Origin of the sequence: Providencia heimbachae ATCC 35613, from assembly GCF_001655055.1 — a bacterium.
GTDB lineage: Bacteria > Pseudomonadota > Gammaproteobacteria > Enterobacterales > Enterobacteriaceae > Providencia > Providencia heimbachae.
Genome location: NZ_LXEW01000011.1, coordinates 25,727 through 49,085 on the forward strand (window position 1 = coordinate 25,727; position 23,359 = coordinate 49,085).

A 23,359-nucleotide genomic window follows, 5' to 3' on the forward strand; every position below is an offset into this window, starting at 1 on the left:
TATTCTTTTTTTTAATCGTGAAAAATAATTTCGTTATTTTCACCTAAAAAAGCTCAATAAATGCAGAATTTTCATTTGTTAAGGATCAATCATTAATGGAAAAATCGCAAAAGCGTTTGGACCTTCCCAAACTTGTCTTCGGTCTACTCTCTATTATTTTATTGATAGTGGCCTGTTTTTGGGTTCTAAACCCTTTTATTCTTGGTTTCGTATGGGCGGGCATGATGGTCATTGCGACCTGGCCTTTGCTTCTAAAATTAGAGGCGCGTTTGTGGCATAAACGCTGGCTCGCTTCATTAGTGATGGTTTTACTTATCTTATTGCTATTTGTAATCCCTTTAGGGATCTTAATTGGCAGTATTATCCAAAATAGCGCACCGTTAATTGATTTAGCCAAATCTCCAGCGAGTTTAACTTTACCCGAATTACAATGGTTGAACGATATTCCGATGGTAGGTGAAAAGTTATACTATGCATGGCATAGCTTAGTTGCGAGTGGTGGTAATGCTTTACTTGCAAAAGTTCAACCTTATTTTGGACAAGCTGCCGGCTGGTTTGCGACTCAAGCGATTAATGCGGGCCGCTTTATATTTCATCTCATGCTGATGCTGTTATTCAGTGGTTTGCTGTACTACAAAGGTGAACTCGTCATGTTAGGCATCCGTCATTTTGCAGTTCGCTTAGCTGGGATCCGCGGTGATGCAGCCGTTGTGCTTGCAGCGCAATCAATTAGAGCAGTAGCGCTTGGTGTCGTTGTCACCGCATTAATTCAAGCCATTGTGGGTGGTGTTGGTCTTGCCTTATCAGGTATTGGTTACGCCGCGATTTTAACCGTCTTGTTGTTTATTTGTTGTGTTGCACAATTAGGCCCACTTCTTATTATGATCCCATCGGTTATTTGGCTTTTTTGGACAGGGGATACAACATGGGGAATTATCCTAGCTATTTGGGCAGCTACCGTCGCAACAATGGATGGTGTTCTACGCCCTTGGTTGATTAAAATGGGCGCTGACTTACCAATGGTACTGATCCTTGTAGGCGTTATCGGTGGCATACTTTCATTTGGAATGATTGGTCTATTTATTGGTCCTGTCGTTTTAGCAGTTTCCTATAGCTTGTTAAAAGCTTGGATGAATGAAGTTTCCGTCCCAAATGAAAGCCTCGAAGAAACAGAGAAATTCCTCGAAGAAGAATTCTTGATTAAGAAGTAATTCTCAATTCATTATAAAAAGCATGTTTGATATTGAACATGCTTTTCTATTATTTTTCTAATCATTAATATTTAGAAACAATATTTAACATTCTAACGTTAGTTTTTATTCTCATTTATGATAATATCTAATGCGTGGAATCAATTCCCCTTTAGTAACAACGACTAATATTTACATTAAGAGTGTTCTTAGTGATTACATTATATGATTAGTTTATTATCATGTTATTGAATTTACTTTGAATACAAATGAACTTGGAAGCTATGTCTTTCCTTATGGACGCATAGTTTTATCAATCGAATTGCTGTGTGTAGTCTTTGCCTGTCAGCCCATGATAGGCTTTTTTTTATCTATTATATTAATATGAATAATATTCATGTTTAAACTAAATAATTATTCAATTAATACCGATTAACCCCTCTTCATATTATTACCCCTATAGTGAGTATTTCTTATTTGTAAGAATACGTCTACTTAACTACAATTAATTAATCTATATATGATAAGTGTTTTCATAACCTTTAAAACGCTCATTAGGTGTATTTTCATATAATTGAGTTCAAATACGTTTATATTACAAATAAATCCGTTAGATATATATCAAATAGATTTATCCTGAATAGAGATTATTGATTTGAACCACCTATTGATTCCATCGGTATTTCAAATCAATCGTCATTCTAAATCAATAAATAAAAAGGTCGATAAGTGATTAGCTCATCGACCTTAAATGGTTTTGATACTAATTAACCAATAAACCTACTGGTTTTCAGCAATCATTAACCATGTTTGCACAACTGTGTCAGGATTCAAAGACAAGCTATCAATCCCTTCATCCACCAGCCACTGAGCAAAATCTTGATGATCTGAAGGCCCTTGCCCACAAATCCCAACATATTTGTTTTGACGCTTCGCAGCTTTAATCGCCATTGATAGCATGGCTTTTACTGCATCATTACGCTCATCAAATAGTTCTGATACTACGCCTGAGTCCCTATCTAGCCCTAGCGTTAACTGTGTCATATCATTAGAGCCAATCGAGAAACCATCAAAGTGCTCAAGGAACTGGTCGGCGAGTAATGCATTTGAGGGTATTTCACACATCATAATGATTTTTAATCCGTTCTCGCCACGCTTTAAATCATGCTTAGCCAGTTCTGCAATCACTGACTCAGCTTGTGCAACCGTACGCACGAATGGGATCATCACTTCAACGTTAGTCAACCCCATAACATTACGTACACGCTTAACCGCTTCACATTCCAATGCAAAACAGGCGCGGAAGCTATCCGAAACATAACGACCTGCGCCTCGGAAGCCTAACATTGGGTTTTCTTCTTCTGGTTCATAAGCTTCACCGCCAACTAAGTTAGCATATTCATTTGATTTAAAATCAGACAAACGAACAATGACGCGTTTTGGCCAGAATGCCGCTGCTAATGTTGAAATCCCTTCCGTGAGCTTACCGATATAAAACTCAATCGGATCATCATAACCCGCCATCATGGTGCGAATTTCACTTTGCAATTCAGGTGACTGTTTATCAAATTCTAATAAAGCTCTTGGGTGAACACCAATCATGCGGTTGATAATAAATTCAAGTCTTGCTAAACCGACACCTTCATTTGGTAAACAAGCAAAGTCGAATGCGCGGTCAGGATTACCCACGTTCATCATGATTTTAACATCGACATTTGGCATCTCGCTCACTTCTGAGCTATGTATTTCAAAATCAAGCTTACCGTCATACACAAATCCAGTATCGCCTTCTGAACATGAAATCGTGACTTCCTGACCTTCTTTTAGACGCTCAGTCGCATCACCACAACCCACAACAGCCGGAATGCCTAACTCACGAGCAATGATAGCGGCGTGGCAAGTACGTCCACCACGGTTTGTTACGATAGCTGCCGCTTTTTTCATGATAGGCTCCCAATCAGGATCCGTCATGTCTGTTACTAATACATCACCCGGTTGAATTCTATCCATCTCATTGAGGTTATGAATTACCTTCACACTACCTGCGCCAATACGGTGGCCAATAGCACGACCTTCAACTAAAACTTGCCCTTGTCCTTTAAGCTGATAACGTTCCATGACTTGTTGATTTGAACGCACTGTTTCAGGCCTTGCTTGTACAATGTAAAGGCGACCGTTATGACCATCTTTCGCCCATTCGATATCCATTGGGCGACCATAGTGCTTTTCAATTTGCAGTGCTTGGCGTGACAACTCTTCGACTTCTTTATCCGTCAAAGAGAAACGATTGCGTAGCGCCTCTGGCACATCTTCAATCTGTACTTGCTTACCATGCTCTTTACTATCAGCGTAAACCATCTGCAATTTTTTCGAGCCTAAAGTACGGCGCACAATCGCAGGACGATTATTTTGTAAGGTGGGTTTATGAACATAAAACTCATCAGGATTAACCGCGCCTTGCACCACCATTTCACCTAAACCATAAGCTGATGTGATGAAAACCACTTGATCAAAGCCTGATTCAGTATCAATAGTGAACATAACGCCCGCTGAGGCTAAGTCCGAGCGAACCATTCTTTGCACGCCCGCAGAAAGGGCAACACCACGGTGGTCATAACCTTGGTGAACGCGATAAGAGATAGCGCGGTCATTAAATAAAGAGGCAAATACATGTTTGATCGCGATCAAAACCGCATCGATTCCCTGAACATTGAGGAATGTCTCTTGCTGTCCCGCAAATGAAGCATCTGGCATATCCTCTGCCGTTGCTGATGAACGAACGGCAAATGATGCATCCGCTTCACCTTCGGAAAGCTGCTGATACGCTTGGTGAATATCTTGTTCCAATTCTTTTGTCAGTGGCGTTTCAATTACCCATTGACGGATCTGAGCACCTGCTACAGCCAGTTGATTCACATCATCAATATCCGTTTCATCCAGCAGGTTATATATGCGCTGATTCACACCGCTCTGCTCAAGAAAATGATTAAACGCCTGTGCGGTTGTCGCAAAACCGTTTGGTACGGATACACCAAGATCGGACAGGTTGGTAATCATTTCACCGAGTGAGGCATTTTTGCCACCAACACGGTCAACATCATTCATCCCTAATTGGTTATACCAAAGTACATTACACGGAGTGAGGCCATTTGTGGACATTGAAAGCGATCCTTTTATAGCAATTTAGTGGCGGAGTACAAATCGTAAAAAATCTCGTTGGCGAAAATTCGCCTCGTAAAATAGACTAGCACATACGCTATAAGAAGATGGACAGGTGAATCGTTCCATCTAACAAGAAAACTTTTTTGTTCTAAAAATCATTCAAAATACGGCTATACTTTCCCCGATAAACTAATTTTTAAACTTTAAACAAAGATAATATTTCTCGAGAACCCGCAAAAGTACTTTATTAGAGATAAACACAAGATCCGCGATGACGACAATAAGAGATAGAAACAATGAGTGAATTGACCCCAATAAAAAAGATAATACCCACAGTGCAGCGAACCGTTTTTTTTATTTCTGATGGAACAGCAATTACCGCAGAAACGATAGGTCATGCGGTATTATCACAATTTCCATTAGCATTTATGTCATATACCCTACCTTTTGTGACCTCCGAAGCGCGTGCTGAAGAGATAAAACAAAAAATTAATGTTATCTATGAAGAAACTCAACTACGCCCACTGGTGTTTTACTCCATTATTTCGCCTACTGTAAAAGCTATCATCACGCAAAGCGCTGGGTTTTGTCAGGATATCGTGCAAAGTCTTGTGGCACCAATACAACAAGAAGTTGGTTTAGAGCCTGAGCCAAAACTTAACCGCACTCATGGCTTATCCATGCAAAACATGAATCAATATGATGCGCGTATAGCAGCTATCGAATATACCCTTGCCCATGATGATGGAATTTCATTACGTAACCTCGACCAAGCTCAAATTATCTTAATTGGTGTTTCGCGCTGTGGTAAAACACCAACAAGCTTATATTTAGCGATGCAATTTGGTATTCAAGCAGCAAACTACCCATTTACCGCTGATGATATGGATAACTTAAAATTGCCCGTGGCGCTACGTTCTTATACACATAAATTATTTGGCTTGACCATCAGCCCTGAGCGCCTTGCCGCAATTCGTGAAGAGCGCCGAGAAAACAGTCGATATGCATCAATACGTCAGTGCCGCATTGAAATTGCTGAAGTTGAAGCCTTATTTAGACAAAACAAAATTAACTATCTCAATACAACAAACTATTCTGTAGAGGAAATTTCAGCGAAAGTGATAGACACCATGGGATTGCAACGACGAATTTTTTAGTTAAAGCAAAATAAAAAAATATTTCATTCAATCTCACTTGAAGGTTGAAATTGAGCCACTTTCGTTTATTGTGATCTTAATCACTGATATGGCTCAGCCTATTAAAGCTTTTGAGAAAGAAAATGCAAAAAACAGATGAACTACGAACTCAGCGAGTGGGTAGCTTAATTACACCCCATGTGCTCGCAGAGGAATTTCCTATTTCCCAAGAAGTTGCCGAAAACGTGACAGCGTCACGAAAAAGAATTGAACAAATTTTATCCGGCCAAGATCCGCGTTTACTGGTTATTGTTGGCCCTTGCTCAATCCATGACATTGATGCTGCCATTGAATATGCAAATAAACTCAATGTATTACGCGAACAATACCAAGACCGTTTGGAAATTGTGATGCGGACCTATTTTGAAAAACCGCGCACTGTCGTTGGCTGGAAGGGGTTAATATCCGACCCTAACTTGGATAACTCTTGCCAAGTCAATACCGGTATCCGGCTAGCGCGCAAACTTCTCATTGAAGTCAACCAACTCGGGCTCGCTACAGCCACCGAATTTCTTGATATGGTTACAGGTCAATACATAGCCGATTTGATTAGCTGGGGTGCCATTGGCGCACGGACAACCGAAAGCCAAATTCACCGTGAAATGGCATCTGCCCTATCGTGTCCGGTTGGTTTTAAAAATGGGACTGACGGCAATATCAATATTGCGATTGATGCTATCCGTGCGGCTAAAGCTCAGCACATGTTCTTATCCCCAGATAAAAATGGCCAAATGACGATTTATCAAACGCAAGGCAACCCACATGGGCACATTATTATGCGCGGGGGGAAACAACCCAATTACTTCGCAGGTGACCTTGCTGCTGCCTGTGATAAATTGCGTAAATTTGAACTGGCAGAACACCTTGTGGTTGATTTTAGCCATGGCAACTGCCAAAAAATCCATCGCCGCCAACTTGAAGTTGCTCGAGATATTGCAGAACAGATAAAAGATGGCTCAACCGCCATTAGCGGCGTCATGGCGGAAAGCTTTTTAATTGAAGGTACACAAAAAATTACGCCAAATCAGCCTCTTGTTTATGGGCAATCCATCACAGACCCTTGCCTTGGTTGGGATGATACTGAACAACTGATTGAAATTTTAGCGCAAGCTGTCGAACACCGCTTCAAATAACCCGCATACCAAATAACTCTTTGGCCAATTTATTGGTCAAAGAGTCTGCATACCATTAATTAACAGAATAACACCTTAACAATAATGCAATATACATTATTATTAACTGATAATTTATGATTAATCCCCAAATTAATTTAAATAACGCTTGATCTGATTAAAAACTTAACGATAATAATTCTCACTATCAATAAAGTAATTCGTTAAGGTGGCCATGAAAAGTCATATCTCCTCAAGCTCATTAAATGACAACTCAGTTAGTTATTCCATTAAAGATCAGGTTGATACCACTTTAAAATTGATAGAAATATCTGTAATTGATAGCCATAAATTGTTAGATATGGATGGCAAGGTTGCCATTTTACATAATGGGGAGATATACCGGCTGAAGCAAACACGAGCCGGTAAATTAATCTTAACCAAATAATATTGTTATCACTCATAGAAATACAACACTCTGCAAGCCACTCAGATAACCATCTAGGCAGCCAGCTTCATACTATGACACAAGGAACGGATTTCCTATGGCGTTTAAATTGGTGCCTTCATCAACTTATCTTTCTTTCCAAGCGAAAAAATTTACTATCTCAGCACTCACAGCAGCCCTTGCCGTCGCAGGCTTTAGCTCTTATGCGCTAGCTCAAAACAGTGCAACTGATACGCTCCATGTAATAGCCACTCCGTTAAATACTGAAGTGATTGCGGTTGCTGAACAAGTTGATGTTATTGATGCCCAAACACCAGAACAACAGTCTGCAACTTCTGCTTTAGACTTATTAAAGGGCCAACCCGGCGTTTTTGTTTCTGGTTCAGGTAGCACTTACGGGCAAGGTATTCAAATGAGAGGATACGATTCACGTGGCGTGAAAATCACCATTGATAACGTGACTCAAGATTTTAATTCCGGCCTGTATAATGCGACATTTATCGACCCGAGTTTAATTAAGAAAGTGTATATCCACAAAGGAAGCGTATCGGTAAACCACGGTGGTGGCGCGCTTGCTGGGGTCGTCTCCTTCAAAACACTTAATGCTTCTGACCTTCTAGTCACTGACCAAAATTTGGGAGGGCACCTTTTTAGCGGTATAAATCGTAATGACCACAGTTACCATGCTGGCGCGACGCTACTCGCCCGCTCTGGATCTTTTGATGCATTACTAAGTTATAGCCAACGTAAGAAACAACTTGTTGCTACACCTGAATCCAGCAGCTTAGATAACCATGAAAAAATTAATAATTGGATGTTAAAAACCTCTTGGTTTGCACATCCTTCGTATCGCCTTGCATTTCAATTAAGGGAATACCGTAATGATAGCATTAGCTTAAAACAACCTACTGTATTTGATACAAGACAACCCAAATTTAAAAATACCCCACATGAAAGGTATAGCCACCAACAAGATTTTCTATTAAGCCAACATTTTTCGCCGTCAAATAATCTAAATTGGCAAGCCGATTGGGACATCTACTACACAAACCTGTCTTTAAGCCAACTTGATTTAGTTAAAGTGACATCGACAAAAAAAGCAGATAGAGATTACGGTATTGAAAAACGTAATCAATACACTTATGGCACTAAATTTTCAAATAGCTTTATGATCCCAATGCACGGTTGGGTTAATCACCATATTCAAAGTGGGCTTGAGTATTACCAGCAGGAACAAAAGCCAAACCAACATACCACCAGTTATCCGCCAGCAGAGTTATCTAATACATCCGGTTGGTTAACTAACGATATGACGTTGCATCATTTACCCATCACTTTTTCAGCGGGAACACGCTTTACTCGCTACCAAACTTCACGTAAAGACCTTGCCAAGGATAAATATATCAATTGGTCTTCACGCTTTGCAGTGAGTGCCACACCAACCCATTGGCTAAATATATATTCTTCTTATTCAGAAGGTTACCGAACTCCTCGGATGTCAGAACTGTATAATGACTCCAACCACTTTAGTGCAATGGGAGGCTTTCTTATATCTGATTTCCGCCCATCCCCTGATTTACAACCCGAAACCAATAAAACAATCGAAACGGGTGTGAAAATAAGTTTCGATGATATCGCTCTTGCGGGTGATTCCCTTCAATTTGGGACAACCTACTTCAATACAAAAGCTCAAAATCATATTGTGCTAGAAGGAGACTATCGCGACTTTGGGTCAAAAGGATGGTTCCCCGCAAAGCTTTACTACGTCAACATTCCATCCGCATCTATCCATGGGCTTGATAGCTTCATCAACTATAAAACCCATTGGTTTAGCTTAAATATCAGCCACAACCAAACGGTTGGAGAGGAAGACGATACCCATTATTCTCTTTCTTCTGTTCGACCAGAAACTTTGTTAGTAAGAGTTAATGCACCGATTACAACAACAGGCATCAGTGTGGGTTGGACTGGCGAATTTGCCGCTAAAACTAAATTTGAAGGGAATTCGACTTACCAATTACCAAAACACACATCCGTAAAAGGCTTAGACCGTTATCATAAAGAAGTTGTGCAGTATGCCGGTTACAGCCTCCATGATTTTTATGTCAATTATCAAGCTGATCAGTTTGTAAAAGGCTTAAGCTCTACCCTAACGATGAAAAATGCATTTGATAAACAATATGTTTCATCTATGGGGGTCCCTCAAGAAGGTAGAAACTTCTATTTCAATGTGAACTACAAATGGTAGTTTATTTATAGAGCCCCTCATGACCATTGATAAACACCGTAAATTGAAATCTCACTGCCAGTTTACGGTGTTTACATTATTAGTCTGTATTAGGCCTAAAATACGAATAGTCAATAACTCTATAAAATGAACAAAAAAAGAACTATTTAGCGGTACTTAGCCAATCTACCAGTAATTTCCATCAAAAATGCTTACCTCGGTATTTCCTGTCAGTTGTTCGATAATAACGCTCTTTTAGACTGCCACTAAGTCAAATTAATTTATCAATAGTTTACTTGGTTAATAAATTCGAATAGCTTAAACAATTAATTTGAATATAATTATTTATTACTCACAAAGAGAGAAATTATCAACAGGAAACACCCCTAACCAACTGATATTAAATAATTTTAAACATTCATGACTGTATGTTTAAAATCCATCACTTTCAAATAACTATCGTAACGATAGTTATTATCATAAATAAACCGCACGTTTAGCCTATCGATATATCGGAAAAACAGGAAGAATAGACCCTAATTTCGTAAGTTATTATTAGTTATTAATGAACAATAACCTACAATAGTAGGAGGTAAATATGTCAGAAAGTGTCGTCAACGATATTATTAGATGGCTGGAAAGTCAGTTGCAGCGCAATGAAGGCATCAAAATCGATACAATCGCCGATAAGAGTGGCTATTCTAAATGGCATTTGCAGCGTGTTTTCAAAGAAATGAAAGGTTGCACGCTAGGTGAATATGTTCGTAAGCGCCGTCTATTAGAGGCTGCTAAATCATTACGCGACGGTAACTTACCTATTCTAGATATCGCCCTGCAGTACGGTTTTAGCTCTCAAGCTACATTTACGCGTATCTTTAAAAAACATTTTGATACGACACCCGCAAAATTCCGTCAAGCGGGAGAGCTACCTGACTGTAAAGCTTTTATGACCTGTCATTGTCATTAAGCCAATAAATTTATACTCGGTATATTTCAAGGATATCCTAATTTAAGCAGTAATTATTTCGTTGGCCTTGAATAATTCCGAGTATATAGCAGTAGATCCATTCCAATTCATTATTCTTGTTTTCAATTAGCTAGTCTATGTCTGAGCCGATTAAATCGGCTCTTTTTTTAGCTCAGCTCATGGATCAGCCAAGCTTCTAAATCTTTAAATTGTTCTGTAAGCATAGGCCATTCATCCGTCATTTGTTGAATCAATATTCGCATGGTCTCTGGCTGATATGCCTTCCCGACTAATTGTTGACTCATCCATTCTAACGGCGACGGATCCAAGCTATCCGTAAAGAATTGGCAGCGATTGAAAGCTCCCTTTTCAATATCAAAGTGAAACTCGATGCCTCCCCACGGAAAACGCGTATCTAAATAATGAGAAAATGCCGGCGCTTGGCCGAAATTCCATTCCCAGCTACTTTGTTTGGCAAACGTTTCAGTGAAATTCGGCAAGTCAGGTAATTTTTCAGGGGAAATATATTCTGCATCAACCGTTTCATTGTAGTAACTAAAGAAGCTATGAATAATACCATCGCACACTTTTTCATGAGAAATATCAGGAACCAGTTCACTCAGATTGGCAACTCTTGAACGAACTGAGGTTATTCCCTTAGCCTGCAATTTTTTAGGATCGGGGTTGAGGTAATTAGCTAGCCGATTTAAATCAGTATTTATCAATAGGGTACCATGATGAAAACCTCTATCTTTCGTTTCACGATAAGCTGAACCTGAAATTTTTCTTGGGCCATTCTCTGTATTGAGCACTAAATCATTTCGTCCTGAAATTTCGGCATCAATACCGGCGAGTGACAAGCCATCAACAATAATTTGAGTCGAAATCGTTTTATCGTACTCAGGCTTGCCGGCCATAAAGGTAAAACACGTATTCCCTAAATCTTGAAATACCGCACCACCACCACTACTACGGCGAGCTAGGCGGACATTGTCCTCTTCCATTCGGCGAGTATTACATTCTTTCCAGGGGTTTTGAGCACGGCCAATAACCACGGTATCGGCATTACGCCACAAGAACATTACTCGCTGATCAGCAGACATCTGACGAAAAATCGTCTCTTCAACAGCGAGGTTAAACCAAGGATCAAATGATTCAGAGATAAGTAAACGCAGCGTTGACATTAGGCTATCCTAAAAGCAAAATTTTGCCTTAAGATAGCATAATCATTGAGGAAAGAATTGACCAAATACCTACTTTAGATACGCCTTGCCTGCCAGAATACTTTTCGCCAGTAGACATTATCCAGTGATGAGCGAATGACCCCTTTACTGGTTGAAGCATGGATAAAGGTATTATCCGTATCATAAATACCGACATGTAAACCATTTTCACCAGACCCCGTTTTAAAGAAAACTAAATCCCCTGGCATCAAATCAGTTTTATCAATACGTGTACCGAGTTGTGTTTGATCTCTTGTCGTTCTCGGTAACTGAATAGCAAAACGGTCATTAAAAGTGCGGTAAACAAATCCAGAACAATCCACACCACTTTGATTCATGCCACCATAATGATAAGGAGTTCCATACCATTGTTCTAACTGGTCTTTTAACTGCGCTATCGTCATTATCGGGTCAGATAATTGCGTTTTCAGCGGCGGTGCAGGCGTCCGCTTAACCGATGTCGATGAGCAACCAATTAATACCAAGCAAAATAATAATGGCAGATGTTTATAATTTATTATCATATATACCCGTCACACTTTAAGTTGTCTTAATACTCTGCATATATACCCGTCATACTTCAAGTTGTTTGGGTGTTGCATTCGCTCAGCTACCCGAATCTCATAGTTTATCTATGTTCATCGATTCTCTTTGCTCTGCGCCTACAAGCTACTCGAATTATTTTGGGTATAGTCGTGCGTTTCGTATAAAAAACAAACAATCGAACAGTTAGCAAACTTAACTATTACTCATGGCTACTCTCTTGTTCGAACCTTTACAGGCCGGCTAATTAACCACACACCTAATAGAATAAATGCAATACCAGCGGCTTTTAACCCTGTTGCAGGCTCATTAAACCAAGGTAATACCACTGCTAAGATATAAACAAAAACATAACTTAGACTAATTAACGGATAAGCTTTATTCAAGGCAATAAATTTAAGCGCAAATAGCCAGCACAACATCGACAAGGCATAACAGACCAAACCAATAAAAATAATACTCAAGCTAATAGTATTTTCAAGCAACCAATCAAGTTGTAGCCAATGCCATCCCAACGTAAATGAAGGTAGCTCAACAACCCCTATTTTAAGACTCAATTGAGCAACCGTTACTAATATCGCACTGCCGAGTACCCATAAATAGCCTTTATTCATATGCTAATACTCATCAGTAAAATACCAAACATAATGGCGGCTACACCTAGCCAATGGCTAAGCCCAGTTTGTTCATGATAAACAAACTGGCCAATTAATGTCACTAATACAAAATTAATACTTAGCATAGGGTAAGCAATACTTAACGGCATACTTTCTAATAACTTTAGCCAGAACAACATGCCAAGGCCTAGCATAAACACAGCCAGCACTAGCCAACGAATGGCTAATGCTGTTTTATTAACTCGGTCACCTTGCCAGCTGACGACAGCTTGCTTTTGCGCAATTTGCCCAGTACACGTTAACACGCTGACAAGTAACAAAAGTAATAATTGCCCGGTCATTGTTTATGATACACCACGATTGCCATACGTGAATTTTTAATCACTTCGTCCGGTTTTGGTATATCAGGCAAATCCTCATTCCGTCCAAGTAAGAACACAACCGTAACTTGCCCTTCTTTGCGAACTTTATCTAACCAAGCCGCAAAGTTCTCCGGTTTGACCAACCGGTGTTGACTATCTGGGTATTCAAGCCCATAACTCAATTCACCACGGCTATTATAAAGATATATATTTGAGTTTTGTGTTTCCCACGCTAGCCCCGCAGCAACCCCGACATTACTCGCCATTAAGTAATCACTATTCATTAACAAATCATGATTTTGATGGATAAAGTTTTGTGGAAGCTTTGAATCTATCGTGTTATTTGGTAATGCGCTACCAATACACAAACTCACCGCCAGTGAACAAGATGCGGCCCATAACCAATATTTTGCATTTAATACGGTACATAGATAACCAATAATCGCCCAAATAGAGAATGCGACAACCCCGAGAACCATTTTCGACCACTCATCTGGCTCATATAAAGGTTTCTTTATCACCGTACTGACCACTATCACGGCAATAACCGCAGCAATACCAATCACCACATTGATGATCCCATTCGCTTTCAAGGCATTCATTTTGTTGTTACGAACGCAATCAACGCCATACTTAGCCATCAATAACGCAAGTGGTGCCATAAATGGCAACATATAGGTTGGTAATTTTCCCCGGGAAATACTAAAGAAGACTACAGGAACAACGAACCAACAGAGTAGGAAGAACATATCAGGGCTCGATTTTCGTTCTTTCCAACCCTTTACCAACGCGCCGGGAAGTAGTCCAGCCCAAGGAATTGCGCCAAGTAAGATAATGGGAATGTAATACCAAAATGGGGCAATATGCTGCGCATCATCAGCAGTAAAACGCTTAATATGCTCTACCCAGAAAAAATAATTCCAATAATCAGGTTCTTGTTTAGCAATCGCAAGTGCCCAAGGCAAACTAATTAGCACTGCCGAAATAATGGCTAAGGGACCATATTTCACCATTTCTAAAAATCGTTTTTGATATAGCGTGACAGGTATCATCACAATAACGGGGATGGCTAAAGCCAAAAAGCCTTTTGTCATAAAGGCCATACCACAAGCTAAACCTAAACAGAGCCATGCAGCTAACTTCGTTTTAACCTCTCTCGCTTTCATTGCCCATAAGCAACAAAACATACTTGCCGCTATCCAAAGCGATAGCATCGGGTCAAGAACACTGTAGGTTCCGACGGCAAAGACTAAAAACATTGAGATATAAATAAAGCTTGCAACATAAGCGACATGGCTGTTGCGCCACATCATTTTTGCCATGCGATAGACCAGTAACGCACTGAGAAAAATACAAAATACAGAACCAAAACGAACCGCAAAGTTAGTTTCACCAAATAACATTTGGCTTATATTATTAATCCAATAACCTGCGACCGGTTTTTCAAAATAACGGACATCTAACATGTATGGGACAATCCAGTCACCACGTTGAAGCATTTCCCGGCTGATTTCCGCATAGCGAGTTTCATCTGGCTGCCAAAGTAAACGACTGTTCAACGGCAAGAAATAAGTCAGGATAAAAAAAAGAGCCAGCAGAGAGGCCCCTACTTTGCTCGCTCGGTTATTCAACATACGTCTGTTATTCCTCTTCTTGACAGCCCAGCCAGCCTTCTCGTCCAGGGAATGGCGCTCTCACCACTTTGCCTTTTGGAAGTGTATTGATGTCTTCTGGCAACAAATCACTTAATGTACAGAATTGGATTTCTTCTTGTGTAATTCGTTCCAATAATTGTGAAAATTGTTCTGACTTAGACATTCCCTCCACTTCGGTGTGGATAGTATAAACTGGAACGCCTTTATCATCTTTAATTGCTTGAAGGATAAAATCATTAAATGCGTCATCATTAATAACTGTACCAACCACTTCATCATAAGTGGGTAATGTGACCGGAATTTGCACCGTACCAATGGAGCCATCTGCCATGATGGGCCTAAATGGATATTTTCCGCGACAATCACTGTTGTAGTCAAAATTAAACTGTTGCTTAACTTCAAGAACACGTTCATCGCCACGCCAACCTGCAACCGCCGAACACCTCACTCTCTGACCAATAACTTGCTCTAAAGCATCGACGCCCAATTGAACTTGTTCGGTCAGTTGATCTTTATTCCATTTCGCGACTTTAGCTTGCCAGCCTTGATGATCCCATGCATGCAGCCCGACTTCATGGCCTGCATCTAGAGTTTGCTTCATCAAATATCCCAAGTCTTTAGCTATTTTTTTGCCCGGCCATGCCGTGCCTGCTAATAGAATATCTAACCCATAAAGTGAAGCGGCATTCGACCTCAGCATTTTCCACAGAAATTTAGGACGCAAAAGGCGCCATAAATGGCGCCCCATATTATCGGGTCCTACACTGAAGAAAAAGCTGGCTTGAATATCATGCTCTTTGAGCACTTTGAGTAGCTGTGGTACACCTTTTAACGTACCTTGATAGGTATCCACATCAATTCTCAAGCCAACTTTTTTCATTAGTCTTTATCGCTCAGTTCTTCAACAGCACCCTGTAAGAAGAAGTCTAATGTTTCTTCAATGGTATCTTTCATATCGATAGTTGGCACCCAGTCAAGAAGGCGGCGTGCATTCTCAATACTTGGTTTACGGTGTTCAACATCTTGATAACCTTGACCATAGTAACTGCTGCTTTCAATTTCACGGAAACCGGCAAACGGAGGAAACTTCGATCTCTCTGGATGATTTTCAAAGCTTTCCAGTAGCATTTCTGCTAATTCACGAATACTGGCTTCGTTAGTTGGATTACCAATATTGATGATTTGACCATCACACTTACCGTCTTTGTTCTCAATGATACGGAATAAGGCTTCAATACCATCTTTAATATCGGTAAAGCAGCGTTTTTGTGCGCCACCATCAACCAATTTAATTGGCGAACCTTCGACTAAGTTCAAAATTAGCTGAGTGATGGCACGTGAACTACCGATACGTGCAGAATTCAGGCTGTCTAAACGTGGTCCCATCCAGTTAAATGGACGGAATAAGGTAAATTTCAGACCTTCTTTAGCACCATACGCCCAAATAACTCGGTCAAGTAACTGTTTAGAAACAGAATAAATCCAACGCTGTTTATTGATTGGACCAACAATTAAGCGTGATTCATCTTCATCAAATTCTTTATCATCACACATACCATAAACTTCAGATGTCGATGGGAAGATGATACGTTTGTTGTATTTCACACAATAGCGAACAACTTTCAGGTTTTCTTCAAAGTCGAGTTCGAAAACACGTAGTGGATTACGGGTGTATTCGATTGGTGTCGCGATAGCCACTAATGGCAGGATAACGTCACATTTTTTAATGTGATATTCAATCCACTCAGTATGAATGCTAACGTCACCTTCGATGAAATGAAAACGAGGGTTGCCAATAAAGCGTTCAATCGCAGATGAGCCAATATCCATACCATAGATATCATAGTTACCATCTTTGAGTAGGCGCTCAGTCAAATGGTTACCAATAAAGCCATTAACACCTAGGATTAAAACACGTTTACGACGATTGATTTGTGCCGTTGGTTTTGCTCCAACACGAACATCTGTCACAATGCCCATTTCGTTAGCTAGGCGGTTACCTTGCATATACAAGCCTGCTTCGCTTTGACCGCTAACAACTTCAATCGCACCATTTTTACATGCAATTCGTAGTGGGTCATTCGACAAAACAGTTCCCGCAGGCTTACCTTGATTGTCGTCTAAAACACGCGCTCGCCAAATAATCATTTTACGTGCACCCAAATAAGTGAATGCACCTGGGTATGGGTCTGTAACAGCACGGATCAAGCAATCAACATCTTTTGCACTACGGTTCCAGTCAATCAGACCATCTTCAGCATTACGACGACCAAAATAGCTCGCTTGGCTTTCGTCTTGTGCGACAGACTTATAGCTACCAGCTTCAATTAATGGCAGCGTTTTATTTAGCAATTCTTCGGCCGCTTCACGTACTTTAGCGTGCAACGTTAATGCAGTATCTGTCTCGGTAATCGCCACTTTTTCTTGTGCGACAATGTCACCCGCGTCTGCTTTTGCAACCATTTTATGCAGTGTGACACCCGTTTCACTTTCACCGTTTAATAGTGCCCAGTTGATAGGTGCACGGCCGCGGTATTTTGGCAGTAAAGAGCCGTGCAAGTTAAATGCACCTTTTGGCGCGATAGCCAACAACTCTTCACTTAACATGTCACGATAATAGAATGAGAAAATCACATCAGGTTTCAACTCACGAATACGTTCAACCCACAATGGGTGGTTAACGTCTTCTGGCGCATAAACAGGAAGTTCCATATCTGCGCTTACACGTGCTACTGAAGAGTAAAAGTGGTTTTCGTTAGGGGAATCGGTATGTGTAAATACCGCTTGAATATCAAAACCGGCTTTTTTAAGCGCTTTTAACCCTACACAGCCAATATCATGATAGGCAAAGACAATAGCTTTCATTAGTTTTCTTCCTGATTTTTGTCGGACTTAAGGTCTGCGCCGACGACTTTTTGAATAAAATAACGAGGTCTCGCGCGCACATCATTGTAGATCCTACCGATGTATTCGCCTAATAAACCCATGGCAACGAACTGCGCGCCGATAAACATAAAGAGTACCGCAAACAGTGTAAATACGCCGTCCGCAGCCCATTCAGCACCGAGCAGTAGACGTAAAATAATCAATAATACGGCAAGTAGGAAGCCACCAATTGCAATGATACTTCCCACAACACTTAACAAACGTAATGGTGCTGTCGTTAAACAAGTTAGTAAGTCATACATTAAATTAATCAGCTTCATAAAGCTGTACTTAGAATCGCCAAACTCACGCTCTGCATGAGCTACATCAATTTCAATCGTTCTACGAGCAAATGTGTTCGCTAAAATTGGAATAAACGTACTTCTTTCATGGCACTGCAACATGGCTTGAATAATATGGCGGCGATAGGCGCGTAGCATACAGCCATAATCCCCCATAGAACGCCCTGTTGCTTTCGTTATCATCGCATTGATCATTTTAGATGCCGTTTTACGGAACCATGAATCTTGGCGATTAGCGCGGCGAGTACCGACTACATCATAACCTTGCGATGCAGTTTGCACTAAACGAGGGATTTCTTCTGGTGGGTTTTGTAGATCCGCATCAAGGGTGATCACGAGATCTCCGTCGGCTTGATTAAAACCTGCCATAATCGCTGAGTGCTGCCCATAATTACGATTAAGAATGATCGCAATCACATGATTATCTGGGTTTTCAGCCGCTTCCGTCAACATTTTGGCTGAACGGTCACTACTTCCATCATCAACTAAAATTAATTCATATTGTTGAGTAAGCTGTTTACATGATTTAATTGTGCGCTCTAATAATTGAGGCAAACTTTGCTCTTCATTATAAACAGGGATGACAACTGAGACTTTTTTAATCTCTTCAAATTCGTCTGCTTGTGACACTATTTTGACTCCAAAAGAACTTCAGTAATCGCATTAACGACCCGTTCAACATCAGCGTCAGTCATATCAGGGAATAAAGGCAACGAGCATAAAGTTGCACTATTCCATGTTGATTCTGGCAATGAAAGTTCTGGGTATTTTTCACGATAATATTTTTGTGTATGTGCTGCACGAAAGTGTAAACCAGTACCAATATTATGCGCTTTCAATTTTTCCATGAATGTATCACGGTCAATACCACACACTGATTTATCAACACGAACCATAAACAAGTGGTTCGCATGTAAATGAGGGTAATCAGGGATTGAAAGCATTTGCAATGGTGAATCTTTCAGTAATTCACGATAACGTGCGGTTAACTCTGCTCTGCGTTGATTTAATTGCTCTACACGGGATAGTTGAACAACGGCAATAGCCGCATGAATATCGGATAAATTATATTTGAAACCAGGCTCAACAACTTCAGCTTGCGGTTTACGCCCTTGCACTTGTCTATCAAATGCATCAACACTTAAGCCATGGAATTTCAATGCGCGAACACGCAGGGCAAGCTCATCGTTATCTGTTGCGACTAAGCCACCTTCTGCGCAAGTGACATTCTTGATTGCATGAAATGAAAATATTGAAGTGCCTTTCTCGCCAATCCACTCATCTTTATAACGAGTCCCTACCGCATGAGCTGCATCTTCAATTAAAGCCACTCCGGCATCTTGAGCAATAGCACGTAACGCGTCTAAATCACAAGGGGCTCCTGCATAATGAACAGGAATAATTGCCTTGGTGTTTGCTGTCAATGCTTGCTTAACCGCATCAGGTTGGATCATCAAAGTGTCACGGTCAACGTCAATCATCACCGGAGTTGCACCAAGTAACTCAATCATATTGAGTGTCGATACCCACGTTTGTGATGGTGTAATGACTTCGTCGCCCGGGCCTACGCCCAAAGCCATTAAAACAACATGCATACCCGCAGTCGCTGAGGCTAATGCTATCGCGTGTTTACAACCGTAACGCTGGCAAAAATCCTCTTCTAATTGATGATTCTGCGGACCGGTTGTTATCCAGCCTGAACGTAGAACGTTTTCTACTGCCTTTACCTCTTCATCACCGATTGCCGGTTTTGAAAACGGAAGAAAATTGCTCATATTGTCTATAGCCTAGTTTTCATTGGGAATAGGATATTCTAGTTAATGATACTTTAACCGAACTTCAACACCCGCCATGATTTGCGATGAAAAATCGTCTAAAAGCGTGTGATTAAAACAATTTTTGAGTTAATCGTCAAAATTAATAACCTGCCACATCTTATTCGTCGCATTCTGACTTAATCTGACTTCTGACATAAACATTTCAGATAGATTATTTTCGGTCATTACTTCTTCAGGTTTTCCTGATGCAATTAATTGGCCTTTTTTAATCATCCATATACGACTGGCGTTTTTATAAGAATGACTAAGATTATGCCCACTCATTATAACTGTTCCTGAGCAATGACAAAAATATTTAATCCATTTATCTAACGTGGCTTGCTGAATAATATCTAAATTATTTGTTGGCTCATCAAATAGGATAAATTTTCCGCATAATAAAGGGCTATTCCAGACTTGTAAAAATATCGCAACGATCCGTACTCGCTGCCATTCCCCACCAGAAAGTTGATTAACCGACTTATGAAGTAATTGCTCGAGTTGAAAATCTGCACATAATGAATTAAATAAGTCAGTAAGATGACTTTTTGATAGCATAAATAATTCTAAATACTGGAACACTTTTAAAATCGGCGTGCTATCTATTTTTTGGGTCAAATATGCGCGCTGTTGGCCAAGATCATGAGAAGTATAATCTTTAATATTATAGCCATTAACCTGTATTAGCCCTTTAATATTTAAAAAACCACTCAGTGCGGCTAAAAGTGTACTTTTTCCTGCTCCATTAGCGCCTAATAAGTGTATTTGCTCACCTGCAAATACCTGTTCAGTTATGTTAATAAGCCGATCATCGACGAACAAATTTTTTATATCAATGATTTTTTTTATATTCATAAATGTTAACGCCACTGCTGATTACGAATGAGTAATACAATAAATATAGGTGCACCTAAAGTAGCCGTTATAACGCCTATCGGTACTTCTGCATTTACAATTAATAACCGCGAGAGTAGATCTGCAATTAATAACCCTAGTGCGCCTGCAAATGCGCAACCAATCAATAATCGGCGATTATCCGTCAAACCGCTTAAACGTAAAATATGGGGGATCACCAGACCAATAAAACTAATTGCACCTGCAATAGCAACACTCAAACCTATCAGCACCCCACAAATAACGATTAATATTACACGCCATTTTTGTGTTGAAAAACCAAGTTGATACGCTTGCAAAGTACCCAGTGAAAGATAATTTAATGTTCGTCCTTGGCTAATAGCCCATATTAAAAAAGGCAAACTAACTACAATTAACCCCATTTGACGCCAATCTATACCACTAAAACTGCCCATCATCCAATACAATAACTGGCGTAAATCTAAGTTACTGCTCATATAAACCATCCATGTCATGCAGGCACCGCTAATAACACCTAATGCAACACCCACTAATAGCAAACTCGAATTATTGAGATGTTTTTGATGAGCAAAATAGAGTAAAACTGAGGTGAAAATTAACGCACCGATAATCGCACTTAAGCTTAAGACCCAATAATGCATGACACCTGATGACAGCAATACAGTGAAAACCACAGCAACACCTGCGCCATTACTTACGCCCAATAAACCAGGTTCTGCCAATGGATTTTCAAATAAAGCCTGCATAATGGCTCCCGTGACTGCGAGGGCTGCGCCAATCGTTATAACAGCCAAGACTCTAGGAAGCCGGATTTGCCAAACAAAGAGTTCAGCCGTGTCCTCCATCCATTGATTAGGCCAATACCAAGTTTCCCCTGCGCTAAGTGACAATATAGCCACAATAAATACGCTAATCGCTAATAGGGTAATCAAACGAATATCTAATTTTTTTTGTTGATTTCGTAGCTTTTGTAGAGAGAGAGCCATGATGTATTTGTCATATTTAATAGTTGGTTAATAAGTCAACGCTTTTTATACAAGTAAAATTATAATGATAAACTTAAACTATTTTCTCAATTTTAACGCTCGTCATTAAAGGTTAATAAATGGAAAATACTCTAATTAACACTCAGCAAAAGCGCCACGCCACAACACATAAAATCAATGACACGAAATTAACTGAAAATAAGGCTAATAGTGATTTTATGGCATCAATAAAAAAAATCACACATACACTAGCAAATTTTTTTGCTTTTCTTTTTAAACAGCAAAGTACCTCTTCAAAAAATAGACCAGAGATTACTCATCGCGAAAATCATAACACCATTCATAATAATCAACCAGTTAATGAACCAGCACCTTGTATCGAATCCGCTTTCAATAATAATTTATCCCCCACCCCAATTGCTCTCATTGACTCAGACCCCAATAACAATTTAGATAAATTATCAGTTTTAAATAATAAGCATCTGTTATTAAAACAAAAAATACAAACCCGCAAAGAAACTAAAGCAAAGAAAAAAATTGCCGAAATCGCTAAAGAAAAAATCGATAAAAAAATTGTCAACGACAAAATTGCCAGAGAAATCACGAGAAAAATCGCAACGATAAAACTTGAGAAAGGTAACATGTTACTTATCAATAATGATAAATCCCTCTCTGATGCTGATAAAGATAAATATCATCAAATTAGTAAGTTAGGCGTTTCTATTTTAAGGCACGACGCTTATTTAAGCAGCGGTGGTATATTTCGTGTCGAAGGTTCAAAAAGTGAACTAAACAAGATAATCGAAATGCTTAATACCCCTGGCACTGCCACTCAAATTTTTCAACAGACCCATAAATTCCCGGTATCAAGAATAAGTAATGTATATAAAAGGCTAGCGAGTGAGTTGCTAAAAAAAACAAGCAATATAGATTTCCAATCACCCGATGTATCTGATGATTTGCAAGCATGCGATAATGCAGTAAAAAACAAAGAAAATATTATTCAGCAAATTCAAAGCTATGAGCAATTAAAAGGCAAAGAACCTGCTATTTTAAAAAATTGCGATAATAGAATAACCAATGCGCTAATTCAATTAGCGGCTCCACCATTAGCATTAAAACTAATTACTCGCCTCTGTGCCGTAATTGCGATTGATGAAGATTCTCACCGAATGTCTGTCAAAAATCTAGCGACTATGTTTGCACCGCAGATAGTCAATATGAAGAGTCAAAACAAACTTGATATTCAGGCCAATCATGACTTGAAAGTCGCATTTCAAGAAGCCCAAAAAGCAAAAGAAATAAATCAACTAGCTGAAAGTTATATTTTAGCGTTAATTTATCAAGAAAGAAGCCAGCTAAACAATCCCGCTTATGCAACCTATTAATATAACAACAAAAGACCGCCTAAGCGGTCTTTTTCGATACCTATCAAGATCAATAGATACGATTACTCTTTCGGTGTTGCTTTTTCGACACGGCTTTTTAATTTTTGGCCTGGGCGGAAAGTAACAACACGGCGAGCAGTAATTGGAATATCTTCCCCAGTTTTTGGGTTACGTCCGGGACGTTGATTTTTATCACGTAAATCAAAGTTACCGAATCCAGATAATTTTACTTGCTCACCGTTTTCTAAGGAAAGGCGAACCTCTTCAAAGAAAGTCTCTACAAGGTCTTTAGCATCACGTTTGCTAACACCCAATTTTTCAAACAAATTTTCTGACATTTCAGCTTTAGTAAGCGCCATAGGT

General features: G+C 39.8%; 20 protein-coding genes. 7 read left to right on the forward strand and 13 right to left on the reverse strand.

Going from position 1 to position 23,359, the window contains the following annotated elements; translation table 11 throughout:
- Positions 1-95 precede the first annotated feature (95 nt).
- Entirely contained in the window at positions 96-1,211 is a 1,116-nt protein-coding gene (gene ydiK / locus M998_RS02640) for an AI-2E family transporter YdiK (RefSeq protein WP_068443134.1), read from the forward strand.
- 759 nt (positions 1,212-1,970) lie between these two features.
- Here ydiK and ppsA read toward each other — a convergent pair.
- Positions 1,971-4,349 (reverse strand): phosphoenolpyruvate synthase, encoded by a 2,379-nt coding sequence (ppsA, locus tag M998_RS02645; protein WP_068907387.1) that lies wholly within the window; start codon positions 4,347-4,349, stop codon positions 1,971-1,973.
- A gap of 299 nt (positions 4,350-4,648) precedes the next feature.
- On the opposite strand from ppsA, the gene ppsR reads away from it, so the two are divergent.
- The 5 genes from ppsR to M998_RS02670 all read left to right on the forward strand — a co-directional run bounded on the left by ppsR (position 4,649) and on the right by M998_RS02670 (position 10,302).
- Complete coding sequence (gene ppsR, locus M998_RS02650) at positions 4,649-5,509, forward strand: posphoenolpyruvate synthetase regulatory kinase/phosphorylase PpsR (protein WP_068443130.1); 861 nt, start codon at positions 4,649-4,651, stop codon at positions 5,507-5,509.
- Between the two features lie 122 nt (positions 5,510-5,631).
- Positions 5,632-6,681, forward strand: a complete 1,050-nt coding sequence (locus M998_RS02655) for a 3-deoxy-7-phosphoheptulonate synthase (RefSeq protein WP_068907389.1) — start codon at positions 5,632-5,634, stop codon at positions 6,679-6,681.
- Positions 6,682-6,895: 214 nt separating this feature from the next.
- Complete coding sequence (gene hemP / locus M998_RS02660) at positions 6,896-7,108, forward strand: hemin uptake protein HemP (protein WP_068907391.1); 213 nt, start codon at positions 6,896-6,898, stop codon at positions 7,106-7,108.
- Between the two features lie 97 nt (positions 7,109-7,205).
- A complete protein-coding gene (locus tag M998_RS02665; protein ID WP_068907393.1) occupies positions 7,206-9,356 on the forward strand; it encodes a TonB-dependent receptor domain-containing protein in 2,151 nt (716 codons plus the stop codon).
- A gap of 577 nt (positions 9,357-9,933) precedes the next feature.
- Positions 9,934-10,302 (forward strand): helix-turn-helix domain-containing protein, encoded by a 369-nt coding sequence (locus M998_RS02670; protein ID WP_068443117.1) that lies wholly within the window; start codon positions 9,934-9,936, stop codon positions 10,300-10,302.
- A gap of 167 nt (positions 10,303-10,469) precedes the next feature.
- On the opposite strand, the gene lplA is transcribed toward M998_RS02670, so the two are convergent.
- From lplA to btuC, 11 genes are all read right to left on the reverse strand, one after another.
- Positions 10,470-11,486: a lipoate--protein ligase gene (gene lplA / locus M998_RS02675; RefSeq protein WP_068907394.1), complete on the reverse strand. Its 1,017-nt coding sequence runs from the start codon at positions 11,484-11,486 to the stop codon at positions 10,470-10,472.
- Positions 11,487-11,560: 74 nt separating this feature from the next.
- Positions 11,561-12,049: a C40 family peptidase gene (locus tag M998_RS02680; protein ID WP_068443112.1), complete on the reverse strand. Its 489-nt coding sequence runs from the start codon at positions 12,047-12,049 to the stop codon at positions 11,561-11,563.
- A 231-nt stretch (positions 12,050-12,280) separates the two neighbouring features.
- Complete coding sequence (gene arnF / locus M998_RS02685; protein WP_068907396.1) at positions 12,281-12,682, reverse strand: 4-amino-4-deoxy-L-arabinose-phosphoundecaprenol flippase subunit ArnF; 402 nt, start codon at positions 12,680-12,682, stop codon at positions 12,281-12,283.
- A complete protein-coding gene (gene arnE, locus M998_RS02690; RefSeq protein WP_068443106.1) occupies positions 12,679-13,026 on the reverse strand; it encodes a 4-amino-4-deoxy-L-arabinose-phosphoundecaprenol flippase subunit ArnE in 348 nt (115 codons plus the stop codon). The genes arnF and arnE overlap by 4 nt, the downstream gene beginning before the upstream one ends.
- Positions 13,023-14,681 (reverse strand): lipid IV(A) 4-amino-4-deoxy-L-arabinosyltransferase, encoded by a 1,659-nt coding sequence (arnT, locus tag M998_RS02695; protein ID WP_068907398.1) that lies wholly within the window; start codon positions 14,679-14,681, stop codon positions 13,023-13,025. Before arnT ends, arnE begins: the two co-directional genes overlap by 4 nt.
- Positions 14,682-14,688: 7 nt before the next feature.
- On the reverse strand, positions 14,689-15,582 hold the full coding sequence (gene arnD / locus M998_RS02700; RefSeq protein WP_068443100.1) for a 4-deoxy-4-formamido-L-arabinose-phosphoundecaprenol deformylase: 894 nt from the start codon (positions 15,580-15,582) through the stop codon (positions 14,689-14,691).
- Entirely contained in the window at positions 15,582-17,567 is a 1,986-nt protein-coding gene (arnA, locus tag M998_RS02705) for a bifunctional UDP-4-amino-4-deoxy-L-arabinose formyltransferase/UDP-glucuronic acid oxidase ArnA (RefSeq protein WP_068907399.1), read from the reverse strand. Before arnA ends, arnD begins: the two co-directional genes overlap by 1 nt.
- Positions 17,567-18,559, reverse strand: coding sequence for an undecaprenyl-phosphate 4-deoxy-4-formamido-L-arabinose transferase (gene arnC / locus M998_RS02710; RefSeq protein WP_068443092.1), 993 nt, complete (start codon positions 18,557-18,559; stop codon positions 17,567-17,569). The genes arnA and arnC overlap by 1 nt, the downstream gene beginning before the upstream one ends.
- Entirely contained in the window at positions 18,559-19,704 is a 1,146-nt protein-coding gene (arnB, locus tag M998_RS02715; protein WP_068907401.1) for a UDP-4-amino-4-deoxy-L-arabinose aminotransferase, read from the reverse strand. The genes arnC and arnB overlap by 1 nt, the downstream gene beginning before the upstream one ends.
- Positions 19,705-19,833: 129 nt before the next feature.
- A complete protein-coding gene (gene btuD / locus M998_RS02720; protein ID WP_068907403.1) occupies positions 19,834-20,601 on the reverse strand; it encodes a vitamin B12 ABC transporter ATP-binding protein BtuD in 768 nt (255 codons plus the stop codon).
- A gap of 5 nt (positions 20,602-20,606) precedes the next feature.
- A complete protein-coding gene (gene btuC / locus M998_RS02725) occupies positions 20,607-21,608 on the reverse strand; it encodes a vitamin B12 ABC transporter permease BtuC (protein ID WP_068907404.1) in 1,002 nt (333 codons plus the stop codon).
- Between the two features lie 119 nt (positions 21,609-21,727).
- Here btuC and M998_RS02730 point away from each other — a divergent pair, with 119 nt between their 5' ends.
- Positions 21,728-22,996: a RhoGAP domain-containing protein gene (locus M998_RS02730; protein ID WP_068907406.1), complete on the forward strand. Its 1,269-nt coding sequence runs from the start codon at positions 21,728-21,730 to the stop codon at positions 22,994-22,996.
- A gap of 62 nt (positions 22,997-23,058) precedes the next feature.
- On the opposite strand, the gene ihfA is transcribed toward M998_RS02730, so the two are convergent.
- Positions 23,059-23,355: an integration host factor subunit alpha gene (gene ihfA, locus M998_RS02735; protein WP_004263721.1), complete on the reverse strand. Its 297-nt coding sequence runs from the start codon at positions 23,353-23,355 to the stop codon at positions 23,059-23,061.
- Positions 23,356-23,359 lie beyond the last annotated feature (4 nt).